This is a genomic window from Methanocalculus sp. MC3 (genome assembly GCF_054767395.1).
Window position 1 is genome coordinate 775484 of the sequence record NZ_BAABMP010000002.1, and the last position, 16794, is coordinate 792277.

Annotated in this window: 16 protein-coding genes and 1 tRNA gene; 10 read left to right on the forward strand and 7 right to left on the reverse strand. The window is 56.1% G+C overall.

Annotated elements, in window-relative coordinates; all coding sequences use genetic code 11:
* Nucleotides 1–68: 68 nt before the first annotated feature.
* The 3 genes from ACYUBO_RS07485 to ACYUBO_RS07495 form a co-directional block, all read right to left on the reverse strand.
* The gene (locus ACYUBO_RS07485) at nt 69–782 is read right to left on the reverse strand and encodes a DUF169 domain-containing protein (protein WP_460373341.1); all 714 of its coding nucleotides are present in this window, start codon (nt 780–782) and stop codon (nt 69–71) included.
* A 63-nt stretch (nt 783–845) separates the two neighbouring features.
* Nucleotides 846–1667, reverse strand: coding sequence for an NAD(+)/NADH kinase (locus ACYUBO_RS07490; protein ID WP_460373342.1), 822 nt, complete (start codon nt 1665–1667; stop codon nt 846–848).
* Between the two features lie 3 nt (nt 1668–1670).
* On the reverse strand, nt 1671–2456 hold the full coding sequence (locus ACYUBO_RS07495; protein WP_300329589.1) for a bifunctional fructose-bisphosphatase/inositol-phosphate phosphatase: 786 nt from the start codon (nt 2454–2456) through the stop codon (nt 1671–1673).
* Between the two features lie 57 nt (nt 2457–2513).
* On the opposite strand from ACYUBO_RS07495, the gene ACYUBO_RS07500 reads away from it, so the two are divergent.
* The 4 genes from ACYUBO_RS07500 (at nt 2514) to ACYUBO_RS07515 (ending at nt 5696) form a co-directional block, all read left to right on the forward strand.
* Entirely contained in the window at nt 2514–2894 is a 381-nt protein-coding gene (locus ACYUBO_RS07500) for a translation initiation factor IF-5A (RefSeq protein ID WP_300329576.1), read from the forward strand.
* A gap of 2 nt (nt 2895–2896) precedes the next feature.
* Entirely contained in the window at nt 2897–3757 is an 861-nt protein-coding gene (speB, locus tag ACYUBO_RS07505) for an agmatinase (RefSeq protein WP_460373343.1), read from the forward strand.
* Nucleotides 3758–3881: 124 nt separating this feature from the next.
* Nucleotides 3882–4511, forward strand: a complete 630-nt coding sequence (locus ACYUBO_RS07510; RefSeq protein WP_460373344.1) for a DUF47 domain-containing protein — start codon at nt 3882–3884, stop codon at nt 4509–4511.
* A gap of 6 nt (nt 4512–4517) precedes the next feature.
* Entirely contained in the window at nt 4518–5696 is a 1179-nt protein-coding gene (locus tag ACYUBO_RS07515; protein WP_300333479.1) for an inorganic phosphate transporter, read from the forward strand.
* Here ACYUBO_RS07515 and nth read toward each other — a convergent pair.
* The 3 genes from nth to pyrH all read right to left on the reverse strand — a co-directional run bounded on the left by nth (nt 5679) and on the right by pyrH (nt 7165).
* The gene (nth, locus tag ACYUBO_RS07520) at nt 5679–6323 is read right to left on the reverse strand and encodes an endonuclease III (protein ID WP_460373345.1); all 645 of its coding nucleotides are present in this window, start codon (nt 6321–6323) and stop codon (nt 5679–5681) included. The genes ACYUBO_RS07515 and nth overlap by 18 nt on opposite strands.
* A 7-nt stretch (nt 6324–6330) precedes the next feature.
* Nucleotides 6331–6405 (reverse strand) — tRNA-Pro (locus ACYUBO_RS07525).
* A gap of 55 nt (nt 6406–6460) precedes the next feature.
* On the reverse strand, nt 6461–7165 hold the full coding sequence (pyrH, locus tag ACYUBO_RS07530; protein ID WP_300333484.1) for a UMP kinase: 705 nt from the start codon (nt 7163–7165) through the stop codon (nt 6461–6463).
* A gap of 86 nt (nt 7166–7251) precedes the next feature.
* Between pyrH and amrS the strand changes: the two genes are divergently transcribed.
* Nucleotides 7252–8256, forward strand: coding sequence for an AmmeMemoRadiSam system radical SAM enzyme (amrS, locus tag ACYUBO_RS07535; protein ID WP_460373346.1), 1005 nt, complete (start codon nt 7252–7254; stop codon nt 8254–8256).
* Nucleotides 8253–8747: a Mut7-C RNAse domain-containing protein gene (locus ACYUBO_RS07540; protein WP_460373347.1), complete on the forward strand. Its 495-nt coding sequence runs from the start codon at nt 8253–8255 to the stop codon at nt 8745–8747. Before amrS ends, ACYUBO_RS07540 begins: the two co-directional genes overlap by 4 nt.
* Here the strand turns inward: ACYUBO_RS07540 and ACYUBO_RS07545 are convergent.
* Nucleotides 8723–9397, reverse strand: a complete 675-nt coding sequence (locus ACYUBO_RS07545; protein ID WP_460373348.1) for a flavodoxin family protein — start codon at nt 9395–9397, stop codon at nt 8723–8725. The two genes, ACYUBO_RS07540 and ACYUBO_RS07545, sit on opposite strands and share 25 nt — an antisense overlap.
* A gap of 82 nt (nt 9398–9479) precedes the next feature.
* Between ACYUBO_RS07545 and ACYUBO_RS07550 the strand changes: the two genes are divergently transcribed.
* The 4 genes from ACYUBO_RS07550 to uvrB are packed head-to-tail and all read left to right on the forward strand — an operon-like array spanning nt 9480 to nt 16789.
* The gene (locus tag ACYUBO_RS07550) at nt 9480–10466 is read left to right on the forward strand and encodes a PAS domain S-box protein (protein WP_460373349.1); all 987 of its coding nucleotides are present in this window, start codon (nt 9480–9482) and stop codon (nt 10464–10466) included.
* 49 nt (nt 10467–10515) lie between these two features.
* The gene (gene uvrA / locus ACYUBO_RS07555) at nt 10516–13320 is read left to right on the forward strand and encodes an excinuclease ABC subunit UvrA (protein WP_460373350.1); all 2805 of its coding nucleotides are present in this window, start codon (nt 10516–10518) and stop codon (nt 13318–13320) included.
* Nucleotides 13317–14867 carry an excinuclease ABC subunit UvrC gene (gene uvrC, locus ACYUBO_RS07560; RefSeq protein ID WP_460373351.1) on the forward strand — a complete coding sequence of 517 codons (1551 nt, stop codon included), beginning with the start codon at nt 13317–13319 and terminating at the stop codon, nt 14865–14867. Before uvrA ends, uvrC begins: the two co-directional genes overlap by 4 nt.
* The gene (gene uvrB / locus ACYUBO_RS07565) at nt 14864–16789 is read left to right on the forward strand and encodes an excinuclease ABC subunit UvrB (protein ID WP_460373352.1); all 1926 of its coding nucleotides are present in this window, start codon (nt 14864–14866) and stop codon (nt 16787–16789) included. The genes uvrC and uvrB overlap by 4 nt, the downstream gene beginning before the upstream one ends.
* Nucleotides 16790–16794: the final 5 nt, after the last annotated feature.

Genomic DNA, 16794 nt, shown 5'->3' on the forward strand with positions numbered 1-16794 from the left:
CCATTCCACCTTATAGTTGTACTAGTCGTCTGCTGGTGATAAGAAGGATTCGGAGATCAAAAAGGGGGTTATTTCTTTGAGCCTGGTGCGCCGACGACGATCGGGATTGAATCCGCAATCTCCGCAAGCAGCTCACCGGGAAGGCCCATCACCATCTCGCCATCGGCAATGCCCGAGAACTTCCGTGACCCGTCACAGCCTAGCGAGATATTCGGTTTTCCGCTCATATAGACCGTGGCAGTCGCATCAGAACAGACTGACTGGATCCCTGACATCTCCGAATAGATCCTGCCACCCATCCGGTACAGGATGCCCTGTGCCAGCTTCAGCATCGAACGCGGCTCGGCAATGATCAGCACCACATGCGGCGAGAAGGTGGCTGATTCAAGAGGCGCATAGAGGGTGGCATAGGTATCCCCGGATGGCAGGTGTGGGACATTCTGAATTGTCCGGCGGCAGGCTGCCCAGCTCTCGTACTTGCCGAGGGCAAAATAGAACTCCCCGGATTTGAGGGACGGAGTGAGTTCCCGGAGTCCGAGCGCCCAGGCGCCTCCCATGCAGTTATGCTTCTCAGCGGTTGCATAGAAACTCTTCCCCTCATTCCGGGCAAGCGAGACCATCTGGCAGTGCCTCATCTGCCCGGTTACCTCTTCCATCCCCTCAGGTATCTGCTTCTCTGATCCTGCCAGCTTGATGGCAACCGGGGAGCCTTTCAGGCCGAGTTGTTCTTTCAGCAGTTTTGATATCGCAGCATAATCCGGATCGGTTCGCATCTCATCCATATCGTTCACACTCCATTATTCTCTACAAGACCCTATTTATCCATCAAACGATAAACCTGATGATCAGAGACGCCGCAGTTTCTGCTCGACCTTCTCAAAGAAGGTCCGTTCGCTTTTTACAAAGAGGGCCGGATCTGCCGATCTCGTTACCCGGATCGAGCCGGAGAGGCCAAGCGGTTCCACCTCCACCCCGTCGATGACAAGGTTTGCGGGTTTTGTAGTCTCGAGGCGGATCTCGATCTTCCGGTCTGTCGAGATGATATGGGGCCGGGATGAGAGCATATACGGTGCAAGCGGGACGATCAAAACCCCATCGATCCGGGGATCGACGATCGGACCCCCCCCACTCATCGCATATGCGGTTGAGCCTGTCGGTGTGCTGAGGATGATCCCATCGGCCCGGAATGTCTCGGCCACATCGCCATCGATGACAATCGAGAACCTGAGCATCTTCGCAGGGCGTGAAGTGACGATCAATGCCTCATTGAGTGCATCGCCGATCGGGCCATGATCACTCTCAAAGGCAAGCCGCATCCTCTTCTCCACAGAAAAGCCGGGTTTGAGGGCGGTAAGGAACTCAAGTGCATGGCCCCGTTCGAGATCCGCGAGGAACCCGACCTCACCCCAGTTGATACCGATCACCGGGAGCTGCGGCTGCATCTTTGCAACAGCCCTGAGGACGGTTCCGTCCCCCCCGACCGCAACAACCAGATCTGCACGGCCCGGAAGCTCTTCAAAGGAGAGTCCGCCATCCATCTTCAGGGTATCGGCAGTATCGTGTTCAAAGAGCACCGTGTGCCCGGCCATCCGGAGGTCTTCTGCAAGCATCCTTGCAAACGCAAGCGCCTCTTCGCGATCAATCCGTGAGACGATGAAATACCGCATTCTTCACCTGAGATATTCGATCACTTTCCGGTGGATCACCGCATTCGTCGCTACCATACACCGCCCGAGAGAGACATCGTCGGGGAAACTCACCAGACCGCCATCCGGTGCCGATACTACTCCTCCGGCTTCTGTGCAGATGAGCATTCCGGCGGCGGCATCGGTGATCCTGAGGGTATTCCTGAGATCGACAAATCCGTCTATCCGGCCGCAGGCAACATAACAGAGTTCAAGTGCTGAGGCGCCAAAAAGCCGCCATCTCCGAATCTCGCTGCCAAGCCGGATGATACTGGCGGGGTCGAACTTCTTCCCGTACAGGCTCATCGCACAGGTATGCAAAGATGAGACATCCGATACAGAGACTTCCATTCCATCCAGAAACGCACCGCCGCCCCGGACTGCATAGAACTCCTCACCGGATGCAAGATCCATCACATACCCCTCTCTCATCTGCCCGTCAACTGCATATCCGAGGGATATCGCATAGAAGGGGATACCGGCAACGGCATTATAGGTACCGTCGATCGGATCGAGGTAGATCGTCCCCTCCCCACCGGGAAGATCCACAACACCCGCCTCTTCGCTGATCACGAGCCTGCCAACGCCCGCCTCCCTGAGATGATCGAGCACAAGAGACTCGGCAACATCATCGATCACCTCGGTCGGGGTCTGATCCGCACCCATCCCGATCTCCGCTCCACCCTGCTCGGTACCGACGAGATCGCGGATTTCTGCACGGAGCCGGATGGAGAGCTGCTGGCATGCGGCAAGGAAGGGCGTTTCATTCATCACTGCGTTGTCTTTATGTTCTTTAGATTCAATAAATTACTCCTGCGAGAAATCATCATGAAAGAACAAACAGAAGTTGGGAAACTGAAAGAAGGCCGCTACATGGTCATAGATGACGAACCATGCAAAATTATGACCATCGCCACCTCAAAGCCCGGGAAGCACGGTGCCGCAAAGGCACGGATCATGGCTGTCGGCATCTTTGATGGAGTGAAACGGGATTATACATCACCTGTTGGAGCCAAGATCTATGCCCCGATCGTTGAGCGGAAGAGCGCCCAGGTCATCTCGATCGCTGCAAATACCGTCTCCTTCATGGATATGAAAGATTACACAAACTTCGAGCTGAATGTCACAGACGACCAGCTGGAACTTATCGAGCCCGGCAAGGAGATTCCCTACATCGAATCTCTCGGCAAACGCAAGCTTGACATCTGAATATGCAATCCTTTTCAAACTCTCTTTTTGCCGATGCCGAAGCCTCATATGAGGATGCACGGTATGTGATATTCGGGGTCCCCTATGACGGGACGACCTCATACAAGCCGGGCACCCGTGCCGCACCCGCTGCGATCAGGGCAATCTCGTATAATTTCGAGCCATACATGCCTGAGTACGGGTTTGAGCTTACCGATATCCCCTTCACCGATCTCGGGGATCTCTACCCGGAGGCAGATCCGGAGACGGTCGCAGCCCAGGTTGAGGATACCGTCTCGATGATCCTCTCTGACGGGAAAGTGCCGGTGATGCTCGGCGGCGAGCATTCGATCACCATCGGTGCAGTGCGCGCTGCCATGCCGAAATGGTATGTCGTCTGTGATGCACATCTGGATTTCCAGGACGAATACCGGGGATCCCGCTACAACCATGATTGTGTCTCGGCACGGGTCCGCGATCTCGGCATAGATAATATCATCATCATCGGTGCGCGGAGCGGATCCCGGGAGGAGTTTGAGGCGGCGGCACACCACCGGATCTATACCGCAGATGAGGTGCATGACCGGGGGATCAACGCCATCATCGGCGAGGTGAAAGCTGCCATCGGCGGAGACGCAATCTACCTCTCAATAGATGCGGATGCCATCGACTCATGCCTGACACCGGGGCTCGGGACACCGGATCCCTTCGGGATCACCCACTGGGATCTCCGATCTGTGATCCGGGCGCTTGCAGGTCAGGCTGTGGCATTCGACTATGTCGAGGTGCTCCCAAATGATTCTGAACAGACTGCCGCGGTTGCCGCAAAGATGATCCGTGAATTCATCGGCAGCCGCGAGCATGCGGCAAAACAGGAGAGATGAAGAAGAGATGAGACGAACCCGGATGAAGAACAGATCAGGCATTCCGGAAATGATCGGAACAGTTGTGAACGGGTTCGAATCAAGACCTTTTTATTCTTAAGATTCCTTGTAAGAGTGGTGTCTTGTGAGTTTACGAGACTGGATTATTCCAAATGATCATGTCTTCTATGATATCTTCGAGCAGCTCGCGGATACTACAACAGAGGCTGCACGCCTGCTTGTTGATCTTATTGATGACTATACCAATATCGAGCAGAAGGTCAAAGCGATCAAGAAATTCGAACACCAGGGTGATGCCCTTGCCCACCGGGCATATGCCGAGCTGAATCGGAGCTTCATCACCCCGCTTGAGCCCGAGGAGATATCACGGCTGACAACAGCACTGGATGACATGCTCGATTTTGTCGATGGTACCGCCAGGAAGATGCTCACCTACGGGATTGAGGAGACAGACCCCTACATGAGGGAATTTGCCAAGATCATCTATCTTCAGGCGAGTGAGGTGGCAGTGGCAGTCCGTGAGGTTCGGAATCTCAAAAACCCCGAAACTCTTGAGAACAAATGCATCGAGATCAACAGGCTCGAGAACCTTGCCGATGATGTCCTTGCCCACGCCATAACCGATCTCTTCGAAAGTAATGATGCAATCAGGATCATCAAGCTCAAAGGGATCTACGAGAGCCTTGAAGAGGCAACAGATAAGAGCGAAGACGCAGCAAATGTCCTTGCAGATATAGCAATCCGCCATTCGTGAGTTTTTATGGAGTTTCTTATCATTGCGGGGATCGGACTTGCCCTCCTCTTTAACTTTGTAAACGGCTTAAACGATGCCGCAAACTCCATCGCCACCGTCATCGCCACCAAGGTGCTCACCCCGCTCCAGGCAGTCGGGCTTGCCGCATTTTTTAATCTCGTCGGCCCGTTCCTCTTCTCAACCGCCATTGCAAAGACAATAGGAAAAGGGATCGTCGATCCCGCAATACTCACTCCTTTTGTCCTTGTCACCGGCCTTGTCGGGTCGGTCTTCTGGGTCTTCTTTTGTTCTCATTTTGGCATACCGGTTTCAAGCAGCCATTCTCTTGTCGGAGGGATCATGGGTGCCGGTATCGGGGCGGCAGGCTTCTTTGCGGTAATCTGGCCGGACTGGAATACGATCATACTGATGCTCGAGATCGCTCTCTTTGGCGCAGGTGCGGGAGCGCTGCTGTTTGGGGCACTTGCGTACTATGCGGGAGATAAAAAACCGATCTATTTTGGCCTTGGAGCTATCATCGGCATCGCGATCATCATACCGATCTCCATGTTCCTCGATATCATCGAGATCAAGGGTATCCTTGCCATCGTCTTATTCATCGTCGTCTCCCCGACCCTCGGGTTCATCGCCGCCTATGCGTTTGCCGCCTTTATCATGCGGTACCTGAGCAGAGCCAGCACGCCGCAGCGTATGAACTATATCTTCAGGAAACTCCAGATCGTCTCGGCATCCTTCCACGCCATCGGGCATGGAAGCAATGATGCGCAGAACGCAATGGGTATCATCACCGCCATACTCTTTGCCGGAGGCTTGATAACGGTCTTTGAGGTGCCGCTCTGGGTAATATTTGCCTCCTGTGCCGCAATATCGCTTGGCACGCTGCTTGGCGGTTGGCGTGTCATCGACAAGCTGGCAAACAGGATCACCCGGATCACCCCCTACCAGGGCTTCTCGGCATCCACATCCGGCGGTCTTGTCCTCTCGGCGATGACTATGCTCGGCATCCCGGTATCGACAACCCATGCAATGAGCGGGGCGATCATGGGTGTCGGCACCACACAGGGGTCTGCTGCCGTCCGGTGGGGAGTGGTGCGGGAGATTATCATCGCCTGGATCATCACGATACCGGCAGCGGCTCTCGTCTCCTTCTGCTTCTTTGCAATCGTCTCACCCTTCTTCTTCTAAAGAGGCAAAACGGCAGAGGTCACGGAGAACGCAGGTTTTACACTGCGGCTTTCTGGCAGGGCAGACCTCCCTCCCATGCCGGATCAGCAGGTACGTGATCCCGCCCCAATGGGAACAGGGATAGATCGCTATCAGATCCTGCTCGATTTTATCGGGGTTTGCCGAGTCTGAGAAACCGATCCGCTGTGCAAGACGGCGGACATGCGTATCAACAGCGACTCCCTCATCGATCCCAAAGGAATGGTTGAGGACAATATTAGCCGTCTTTCTCCCGACACCGGGAATCGTCAGGAGCTCATCCATCGTAGCCGGCACTCTGCCCGAAAACCGCTCCACAAGTGCCCTTGAAGCACCGATGATATGCCGGGCCTTTGCATGGTAAAACCCGGTTCTGTGGATGATTCTCTCAACCTCCTCGAGATCCGCAGAGGCAAGCGATTCCGGTGTCGGGAACCGTGCAAAGAGAGACGGCGCAACCAGATTCACGGTGGCATCGGTCGTCTGGGCAGAGAGGATCGTCAGGATCAGGCACTGGAAGGGATCTTCAAAATCAAGAAAATGGGTCTCCGTATGAGGATAGCGATCATTCAGGCGTGAATAGATCAGAAAAGCGGTGTCTGAGTCCATCTCAAAATGGGGTAGCGCAGATTCGAACTGCGGTCAAAGCGTCCCAAACGCTCTAGGATGGACCAGGCTACCCTACTACCCCGTGACCTTACTAAATTGAGGGTCTATCTAAAAAAGGGTATCGTTTTGTCCGCATCTCAGAGGGGGAGAACGGAATCCGGCTTCTCTGCAACAAGAGTGCCGTTGAATGTCCCCTCTTTGAGCGCTGTTACGATATCGCCGGGTTTTCTCCCATCCATCACGATGAAGGGGATGCCGCTCCGCTCAACGATCTTGGCTGCCACCAGATCGACGATCATGTTCGATCCCGCGCCCATCCGCTCCTTCATGATGATCCTGATCAGATCTGTCGGGGTGATCTGTGTGAACCGCTCGGCAGAGGCGTCCTTCCTCGGATCAGCCGAGTAGATTGCATCCACTGCCGTTGCATTCACCAGCAGATCTGCTCCGATCTCCTCTGCAAGGACGGCTGAGACCGCATCTGTCGTCTGGCCGGGTGTCACCCCTCCCATGACGACGATCCTCCCGTGGAGCGCTGCCTGCTTCGCCTCACGGTAGGTTGCCGGAACGGTTGGATAGGCGGCATCCCCGAGTGCGGAGATCAGAAGGAACGCATTGATCCGCGTCACCATGATGCCGAGTTCGTCTGCGGTTCCCTCATCAATTCCGAGGCTCCGGCAGACCGATATATACCGGCGTGCCTCACCTCCTCCTCCACAGACGCAGAAGACGGAATAGTCCTGTTGAATCTCCCGGAGCACTGCTACCCATGCACTGAGATTATTCGACTCAAGTGTGGGTACAAGAACCGACCCGCCGACCGAGATAACTACCTTCTTCATGGTACCTTAAACATTTCATCATGGATCACATATAATGCCGTGTTCCACAGAGTGGAGAGAGATCAAAACGGGGTGAATGGGGAGAGATGAAAGAAGCACGGATCTGGATGAGAGAGGATGATGGGATACGATGCGGACTCTGCCCGCACGGTTGCCTGATCCGGGAGGGGAAAGAGGGGATCTGCGGCGTTCGCGGGAACCGGGACGGGAAGCTCTATGCGCTGACCTATGGGAAGGTTGTATCAGCAGCACTCGATCCGATCGAGAAGAAGCCGCTCTTCCATTTTCTCCCCGGCACCACCACCTATTCGCTTGGGGGAATCGGATGCACCTTCCGATGCAGGCACTGCCAGAACTGGGAGATATCGCAGGCAACGATCGATTCCCTCCCGCTCCGGCAGATCGAACCGGAAGAGGGGGTGCGGCAGGCGATGCGATCCGGTGCTGCGAGCATCACCTGGACCTATAATGAGCCGACGATCTGGCATGAGTATGCCCTTGATATGGGAGAGATTGCTCGGGAACACGATCTGAAGACGATTTATGTCACGAACGGCTACATCACCGAAGAGGCATTGAACGAACTTTCCCCGATGCTCTCTGCCTTCCGGGTGGATCTGAAGGCATTCAATGATGATTTCTACAAAAAGGTCTGCGGGGGGCGCCTCCAGCCGGTGCTCGATGCAACAATCCGGGCACATGAACTCGGCATGCATATCGAGACGGTAACACTGGTGATCCCCGGCATGAATGATGATCCGGGTGAGATCGATTCCCTGATCCGCTGGGTGATCGAGCACCTGGGCCCCGACACCCCGATGCATTTCACCCGGTACCATCCCGATTACCGGATGAGCGATCCCCCTGCAACTCCCATTTCAACCCTCGAGCGGATCTACCATCGGGCGCGGGAACTCGGCCTTGAATACCCCTACCTTGGCAATATTCCCGGATCATCGGACGAAGATACCCGGTGCCCCTCCTGCGGGGCGGATCTGATCCTGAGGAGAGGATTTTCTGCTGAGATTGTGGGGCTTAGCGGAGACCAGTGTAAAAACTGCGGCAACCGGATACCGGTCGTGCTCAGATGACGCCTGAACCCCGGTTCCTTGTGGACCGGATGCTCGGCCCCCTCACCCGTTACCTCCGGCTCCTCGGCTATGATACAGAGAGTGCGGATTGCCTCCCATCCGGCAACCCAAAGGAAGATACAGAACTCCTCCAGTGGGCCGAACGGGAGGGCAGGATCCTCCTCACCCGCGACCGTGAACTTGCAGGCCGCGCCGGAGAACAGGGGATCTATATCGGGGAGAAGGAGATCCTCGATCAGCTCGCACTCCTGAAAGAACTGGGCCGAATCGACCTCCCGGTCAGGCTGATCCGCTGTTCGATCTGCAACAGCCTCCTCGAAGATGCGCCCGAAGAGGAGATCCGGGGAGCAGATTATGCGCCGGCAGAAGAGGGAGGGCGCATCTTCCGTTGGTGCCCTTCATGCAGGCGGCTCTACTGGATGGGATCCCATACCGATGATATTATCGGCAGGATGGAGACACTTAATCACCGATCCGAAAAAGCGCCCTGATTCTCCCAGTATTCGTACTCGGACTTCCAGACATCCTTGTTGAAGCGGACAAGCTCGATCATATGTTCCCGCCTGATCCGGTGCTCCTCTTCCTGTTCGGGATATCGCCGCTCTTCCCGGATGGCTGCGGTGAGATCGGCCCCGAGTGCTTTTGCAGCCGGGATCTTCGCAGCTACTGCACCGGGATCTCCCATGATATTCACGCCAACCGAACCGACGGTAGTGCCGCCGAGCATCCGGATCACGCCGTTCTGGTACTCCGCCACCTCTTCGGCAAGCGCTCCCCCGGCGGTTGAGAGGCTGCACCCGTATCTCCCGGTGAGCCTCTGGCAATGCACGGCATCAGCAAGGCGGTCGAAGAAGGTCTTCAGCTGTGCAGTCACCGAGTTGATGTAGACGGGAGAGGAGAAGATGATCCCGTCTGCATTGAGGAACTGGTAATAGACAGATTCAAAATCATCGTCAAGAACACAGGAGCCGGTATTATAGCAGCTCCCACACGCATTGCAGTACCCGATATCCAGCTCACAGATATCAACCACCGTGGTGCTGGCACCTGCCTCTTCCGCACCCTCACATGCGGCGAGGAGGAGTTGTCTTGTCGAGCTCGAGGAAACCCTCGGGCTCCCGTTGAATGCAAGAATCTTCATGAAAGAGAGATTCCGGTTCAGTGAATATAGACCTTTGCATTAGTTAATTATTTAAAAAGAAGGGTGGAAGTACACTACCAATATGAGTTGTACCCATCTGCCTTCTTTCGGAGATGCACTTGAAGATGCCATTCTGATTGCCAATGGAGATACGATCACCTATATAAACGACGCATTCAGGCGGCTTGCCGGGGAGGGAATCAGCGATGCTCCCGATCCGCTTGACCTCTTTCTCTCCATACTCAGAGAGAACGGGATTTCGGATCAGGCGGTTATTGCAGAGGTGAAGGATGCCCTCGCCTCGAAGACTCCGCTCAGGGGAAAAGAGCTCGTGCTCCAATCACCATCCGGTGAGCGGCAGTGGTACGAACTCTCGATCAGGGAGATCGAGGGGGATAACACACTCTGGTTCTTCCGCCAGATCACCCGCTGGAAGGAGGCGGAGGCGATGCTCAGGGAGAACGAGGAGAAGTACCGCCTCCTCTTCCATGGAGGGAATGACGGGATCGTCGTCTATACCATCAGCAGAAAAGGTGAACCGGAGGCATTCATCGAAGTGAATGATATCGCCTGCCGGCGGCTTGGGTACACGAGGGATGAGCTCCTCTCCAGATCCCCGCTCGATATTGTACCTGCCGGGCGTGTCGGGGAGATCCTGAGAGAGGTGAAGAAGCTGCTCGTCTCGGATCAGATCCTCTTTGAGACCGAACAGGCGAGAGCTGATGGATCGCTCTGCCCGGTTGAGATCAATGCCCACGGGATGATGCTCGGCGGCAGGAGGGTGATCGTCTCCATCTCACGGGATATAACCGAGCGGCGGCGGGACTTTGGGATCAAGCAGACGGCATACCGCCAGATCGAGGAGAATATCGAACAGTTTGCCGTTCTGGGAGATCATATCAGAAACCCGCTCACCGTCATCCTCGGGTATGCGGGATGCGGGGATGAGGAGATTGGAGAAGAGATCCGGATGCAGGTGGAGATTATCAGGGGCTATCTTGACCAGCTGGATCAGGGGTGGATCGAGTCGGAGAAGGTGAGATCATTCCTGAGACGCCACTACCGTTGACAGCATCTCTATACCTATTACCATCCATGATCAACAGGTACAATCACTGATGAAAGACTTAATTGTTCGTGGAGCCCGTGAGCATAACCTGAAGGATATCACCGTTATCCTCCCCCGTGACCAGCTGATCGTCATCACCGGCGTCTCGGGTTCAGGGAAGTCCACGCTTGCCTTTGATACCATCTATGCCGAAGGGCAGCGGCGCTATGTCGAATCCCTCTCGGCATATGCCCGCCAGTTCCTCGGCCAGATGAATAAGCCCGATGTCGATGCGATCGAAGGGCTCTCCCCTGCAATATCGATAGAACAGAAGACGACCTCGAAGAACCCGAGGAGCACTGTCGGGACGGTCACCGAGATCTATGATTATCTCAGGCTCCTCTTCGCAAGGGTCGGAATACCGCACTGCCCCGAACATGGCATTGCGATTGAATCCAGATCACCCCAGCAGATCGCAGATGCCATCGCAGCACACGGAACCGGGATGGTCACCATACTGGCGCCGGTTGTCAGGCAGAAGAAGGGAACCTATGCGAAGATCATAAAAGATCTCGATTCTGAAGGTTTCTCCCGGGTCAGGGTGGATGGGATCATCCACAGGACCGACGAGGATATCCCACTCGAACGTTATGTGAAGCATGATATCGAGATCGTCATCGACCGGCTCGATCCGGCCGAGACCTCCCGTCTTGCCGAGGCATGCGAGACCGCCGTGAAGCGTTCAGGGGGGCTTGTTATCGCTGCTTTTGAGGACGGTTCAGAAGAGACCTACTCTGCCACGATGGCATGCCCGATCTGCGGCTTCTCTGTTGAGGAGCTCCAGCCCCGGTTCTTCTCATTCAACAGCCCCTTTGGGGCATGCGAGACCTGTAACGGTTTGGGGTTCCAGATGAGGTTTGATCCCGACCTGATCATCCCGGATAAGGATCAGAGTATCGCAGACGGTGCGGTGGCATTATACCGGAACTTCCTTGACGGGTACCGTATGCAGTATCTCGGATCTGTTGCCGAACATGCCGGGTACACGATCCATACCCCGATCCGTGACCTGAATGAACCGCAGCTCCATTCGCTGCTGTACGGATCAGACGATCAGATCAGATTCTCGATGAAGATGAAGCAGGGGGATGCCGAATGGTCCCACAAGGGAGTTTGGGAAGGGCTGATCCCCCAGTCCGAACGGCTGTACAGGGAGACGAAATCCGAGTACAGGAGGGAGGAGCTTGAGAAGTTTATGCGGGTCACCCCCTGCCCCTCCTGCGGGGGATTGCGGCTGAAGAAGGAGGTGCTCGCGGTGAAAATCCACGGGTACTCGATTGCGGACGTTACCGACCTCTCGGTTGGAAAAGCACTCGCCTTCTTCACCGATCTCCCCCTCACGCCGAAGGAGGAGGAGATTGCACGGCAGGTGAAGAAAGAGATCCGATCCCGCCTCCTCTTCCTTGAACGGGTGGGCCTGTCATACCTTACCCTCTCACGAAACGCTGGCACCCTCTCGGGCGGCGAAGCGCAGCGGATCCGGCTTGCCACCCAGATCGGATCAAACCTGATGGGCGTCCTCTATGTGCTGGACGAGCCTTCAATCGGCCTCCACCAGCGGGATAACCACCGCCTGATCGAGACCTTAAAACACCTCCGCGATCTCGGCAACACCGTCCTCGTCGTCGAGCATGATGAGGATACAATCCGGCATGCAGACTGTATCGTGGATATGGGGCCGGGAGCGGGGATCCACGGCGGCGATATCATCGCTCTTGGATCCCTTGATGATATCATCAACGCAGAAGACTCCCTCACTGGCCAGTACCTCTCCGGCAGGATCACGATCCCGGTTCCAAAAGAACGCCGGCTGAAAGGACCCTGTATCAGGCTCACCGGCTGCACCGAGCATAACCTGAAGGATATCAGCTGCGAGATCCCGCTCGGACTCTTCACCGTCATCACCGGGGTCTCTGGATCCGGAAAATCAACCCTCATCTACGAGACCCTGTACCCGGCCCTGATGAACACCATCCATGGCTCCCGGAAGGATACCGGCGCCTTCACCTCGCTCACGGCAGACGAGGAGATTGACAAGGTGATTGTCATCGACCAGAGCCCGATCGGGCGGACTCCCCGATCGAATCCCGCCACCTACACAAAGGTCTTTGATGAGATCAGGAAGATCTTTGCCGAGACAAAAGAGGCGAAGGTTCGGGGATACAAGCCCGGGCGGTTCTCCTTCAATGTGAAAGGGGGGCGGTGCGAGGCATGCCAGGGTGACGGCACCATCAAGATCGAGATGCACTTCCTCCCCGATGTCTTCGTCGAGTGCGAGGAGTGCAAAGGGGAGCGGTACAACCGCGAGACACTTGAAGTCCGGTACCGGGGAAAGACGATCGCGGATGTCCTCGCGATGAGTGTCGAGGAGGCACGGAGCATCTTCGAGAATATCCCCGCAATCAGCCAGAAGCTTGAGACACTCTGCCGGGTGGGGCTTGGCTACATCAAGCTCGGGCAGAGTGCCACCACCCTCTCAGGCGGGGAAGCGCAGCGGATCAAGATCACCCGTGAACTCGCAAAACGGGCAACCGGCAGGACCCTCTATCTCCTTGATGAGCCGACAACCGGCCTTCATTTCCATGATGTCAGCAAGCTCATCTCGGTGCTCGACGATCTTGTGGAGAAGGGGAATACGGTCGTTGTGATCGAGCATAACCTCGATGTGATCAAGTCCGCAGACCATATCATCGATCTCGGCCCCGAAGGCGGTGATGGCGGCGGGGAGATCATCGCGGCAGGGACTCCAGAGGAGATCGCAGGTGTACCTGAGAGCCATACAGGCCGGTTCCTCAGGCCCCTCCTTGAGCCATGATCGATACCACCCATATTCCCGAAGAGCCGGGTTCATATCTTTTTCTGGATGAATCCGGCACCGTCATCTATGTCGGCAAGGCAAAGAACCTCAGGAAGCGGGTGCAGAGCTATTTTACGAAGAAGGGGCTGGATCCAAAGACCGCTGTGCTGGTTGATGCGATCAGATCTGTTGATTTCATCGCAACAGCAAACGAGACAGAAGCCTTCATTTTAGAGAATACGCTGATCAAACGGCACCAGCCAAAATACAATATCGACCTGAAGGATGCAAAGAGCTTCGCCTTCATCCACATCTCCGGCGATCCATTCCCAAGGATCGGGATTGCCCGGAAGGCAGGGGCAGAAGGGAGGTACTTCGGCCCCTTCGTCTCTGCCCGTGAGCGGGATCGGCTGCTTGCGATGGTGAAGAAGATCTTCGGCCTCCGTTCATGCAGGCGGCTCCCAAAACGTGCCTGCCTCCGCTACCATATCAACACCTGCCCGGCACCCTGCATCGGGGAGATCTCCAAAGAGGCATATGCAGAACGGGTGCGGCAGGCAGAGGAGGTCCTGAAAGGCAGGACAAGGGAGCTGATTTTTGATCTGAAAGCCCGGATGGAACAGCTATCCCGGAGCTGCGAATTTGAGTCTGCAATCACGATCAGGGAGACGATCACAGCTCTCGAACATCTCTCCGGGAGGCGGATGGCTGCCCGGAGAACAGCCAGCGAAGGGGATGTGATCCAGTACCGGATCACCGGCGGCGAGGTCTTCCTCCTCCTCTTCCACCAGAGGAACGGGACGCTGGTCGAAAAAGAGGAGTTCCGGTTCGATGAAACACCCGGATTCCTCTCAGAATTCCTTGTCCAGTACTACAGCGACCATGAGGTGCCGGGCGAGGTGATCCTCCCTGAGACGGTGGACGATGCCATCTCCGGGTACCTGGCTGAGATCCGGGGGAAGAGCGTCACCATCACCGTCCCGAAGCAGGGGGCAAAGCGTGAACTCCTTGATCTTGCTGCAAAGAATGTCGATCTCACCTGGTTCTCGGGGAGTGAGCGGGTGAAGGCGCTTGGGCGGGCACTCCGGCTGGCAGCTGATCCCGAGGTGATCGAGTGTTTTGATATCTCGCATCTCTCTGGCACCGCCGCTGTCGGGGGGATGGTCAGGTTCGTCGGCGGAAAGCCTGATAAGCGGGGATACCGGCGGTTTTCCCTGAAGAGTGCCGTCGGGGGGGATGATCCCGGATCGATCCGGGAGGTGGTTTCGCGGCGGTACTCGCGGCTGGTTGCAGAAGACGGGGAGATGCCGGACTTAATCGTCATCGATGGCGGAAAAGCACAGCTCTCGGCCGCATATGCCGAGCTGAATAAGCTCGATCTCGATATCCCCGTCATTGCGCTTGTAAAACGGGAGGAGGAGATCTATCTCCCGAAACTCCCCTATCCCCTCCCGGTGCCTTCAGACGATCCCGCCTCCCTCCTCATCCAGGAGATCAGGGACGAGGCGCACCGGTTCGCCGTCAGCTATAACAGGATCAAGCGAAGAAAGAAGGTTATTCCATGAACTTCACCCTACACGCGGACTTCAAACCGGCAGGCTCCCAGCCTGATGCCATCAAAGGTTTAACCAGCGGTTTTTCCGGGGGGATGGGGAAACAGACCCTCCTCGGGGTGACGGGATCAGGGAAGACCTTCACGATCGCAAACTTAATCACAGAACTCCAGATGCCCACCCTCGTCCTTGCCCATAACAAGACCCTTGCGGCACAGCTCTATAATGAATTTCAGGACTTCTTCCCTGAGAACCGGATCGAGTACTTCGTCTCTTATTATGACTACTACCAGCCGGAATCCTATCTTCCGAGAAAAGACCAGTATATCGAGAAAGATGCGGATATCAACCCGAAGATCGAGCAGATGCGCCTCTCCGCAACCGCCTCGCTCCTCTCACGGAACGATACCATCATCATCTCCTCGGTCTCCTGCATCTACGGCCTCGGCAACCCCGAACATTTCCGGAACCTCGGGTTTGAGCTCCGGTGCGGTGAGAAGGCAAAGCAGCGGGAGATCATCGAGCGGCTGGTTGAGATCCAGTTCGAGCGCAACGACACCGAACTGATGCCGGGAAGGTTCCGGGTGCGTGGAGATACCATCGAGATCATCCCCGGATACTTCAATGATATCATCAGGATCGAGCTCTTCGGCGACACGGTCGATCGGATCTCGGAGATCGAGAAGACGAGCGGGCGGCGGCTCTCCACGATGGAATATTTCCATGTCTATCCCGCCCGCCATTTCGTCACCCCGGAAGACGAGCGGAAGCGGGCGGTTGAGTCAATCCGGGCCGAACTGGACGAGGTGCTCCCGACGCTCGGGATGATCGAGGCGCACCGGCTGCGCCAGCGTACCCTCTTTGATATCGAGATGATCGAGGAGACCGGGAGCTGCAAGGGGATCGAGAACTATTCACGCCATTTTGACGGGAGATCCGCAGGCGAGAAGCCGTACTGCCTCCTCGACTATTTCCCCGGCGATTTTCTCCTGATCATAGACGAGAGCCACCAGACCCTGCCGCAGGTGCGGGGGATGTTCAATGGCGATTATGCACGGAAGAAGAACCTGGTCGAGTACGGGTTCCGCCTCCCAAGCGCTTTTGATAACCGCCCCCTGAAGTTCCATGAGTTTGAGGGGTACATGAAGCAGGTCGTCTTCGTCTCGGCAACCCCCGGAAGCTATGAGGCAGAACATGCCGAACAGGTGGTAGAGCAGATCATCAGGCCGACCGGCCTCGTCGATCCGGTGGTGGAGGTGAGGCCGATCGACGGGCAGACCCAGGATCTGGAGAGGGAGATCCTCCGCACCATTGAGCAGGGGGACCGGGTGCTCGTGACCACCCTCACAAAGAAGCTTGCCGAGGAGTTCACAGACTACCTGATCGGGCGGGGGATCAAGACACGGTACCTTCATTCCGAGATCATCACGCTTGAACGGACCGAGATCATCAGGCAGCTCAGGCTCGGCACCTTCGATGTGCTGGTCGGGATCAACCTGCTCCGGGAAGGGCTGGATATTCCCGAGGTCGGGTTCGTCGGCATTCTGGATGCAGACAAGGAAGGGTTCCTGAGAAACGAGAAGAGCCTGATCCAGACGATCGGCAGGGCTGCGAGGAACGCGAACTCCCGTGTCGTCCTCTATGCTGACAAAATGACAGACTCGATAAAGCGGGCCCTTGCCGAGACGGAACGGAGGCGGAAGCTCCAGATCGCCTTCAATGAAGAGCACGGGATTGTGCCGGAGACGATCAGAAAACCGATTCGGGAGAAGGAGGTCGAGGGGGTTGAGCTTGCAGAGATCCCGCAGGACGAGATTCCGAACCTGATCATCCAGCTCGAGTCAGAGATGCGTTCCGCTGCCGAGTCGCTTGATTTTGAGCATGCAATCGAGCTCAGGGAGCAGATCCGGCAGGCAAAAGAGAAGATGGGATAATCCGG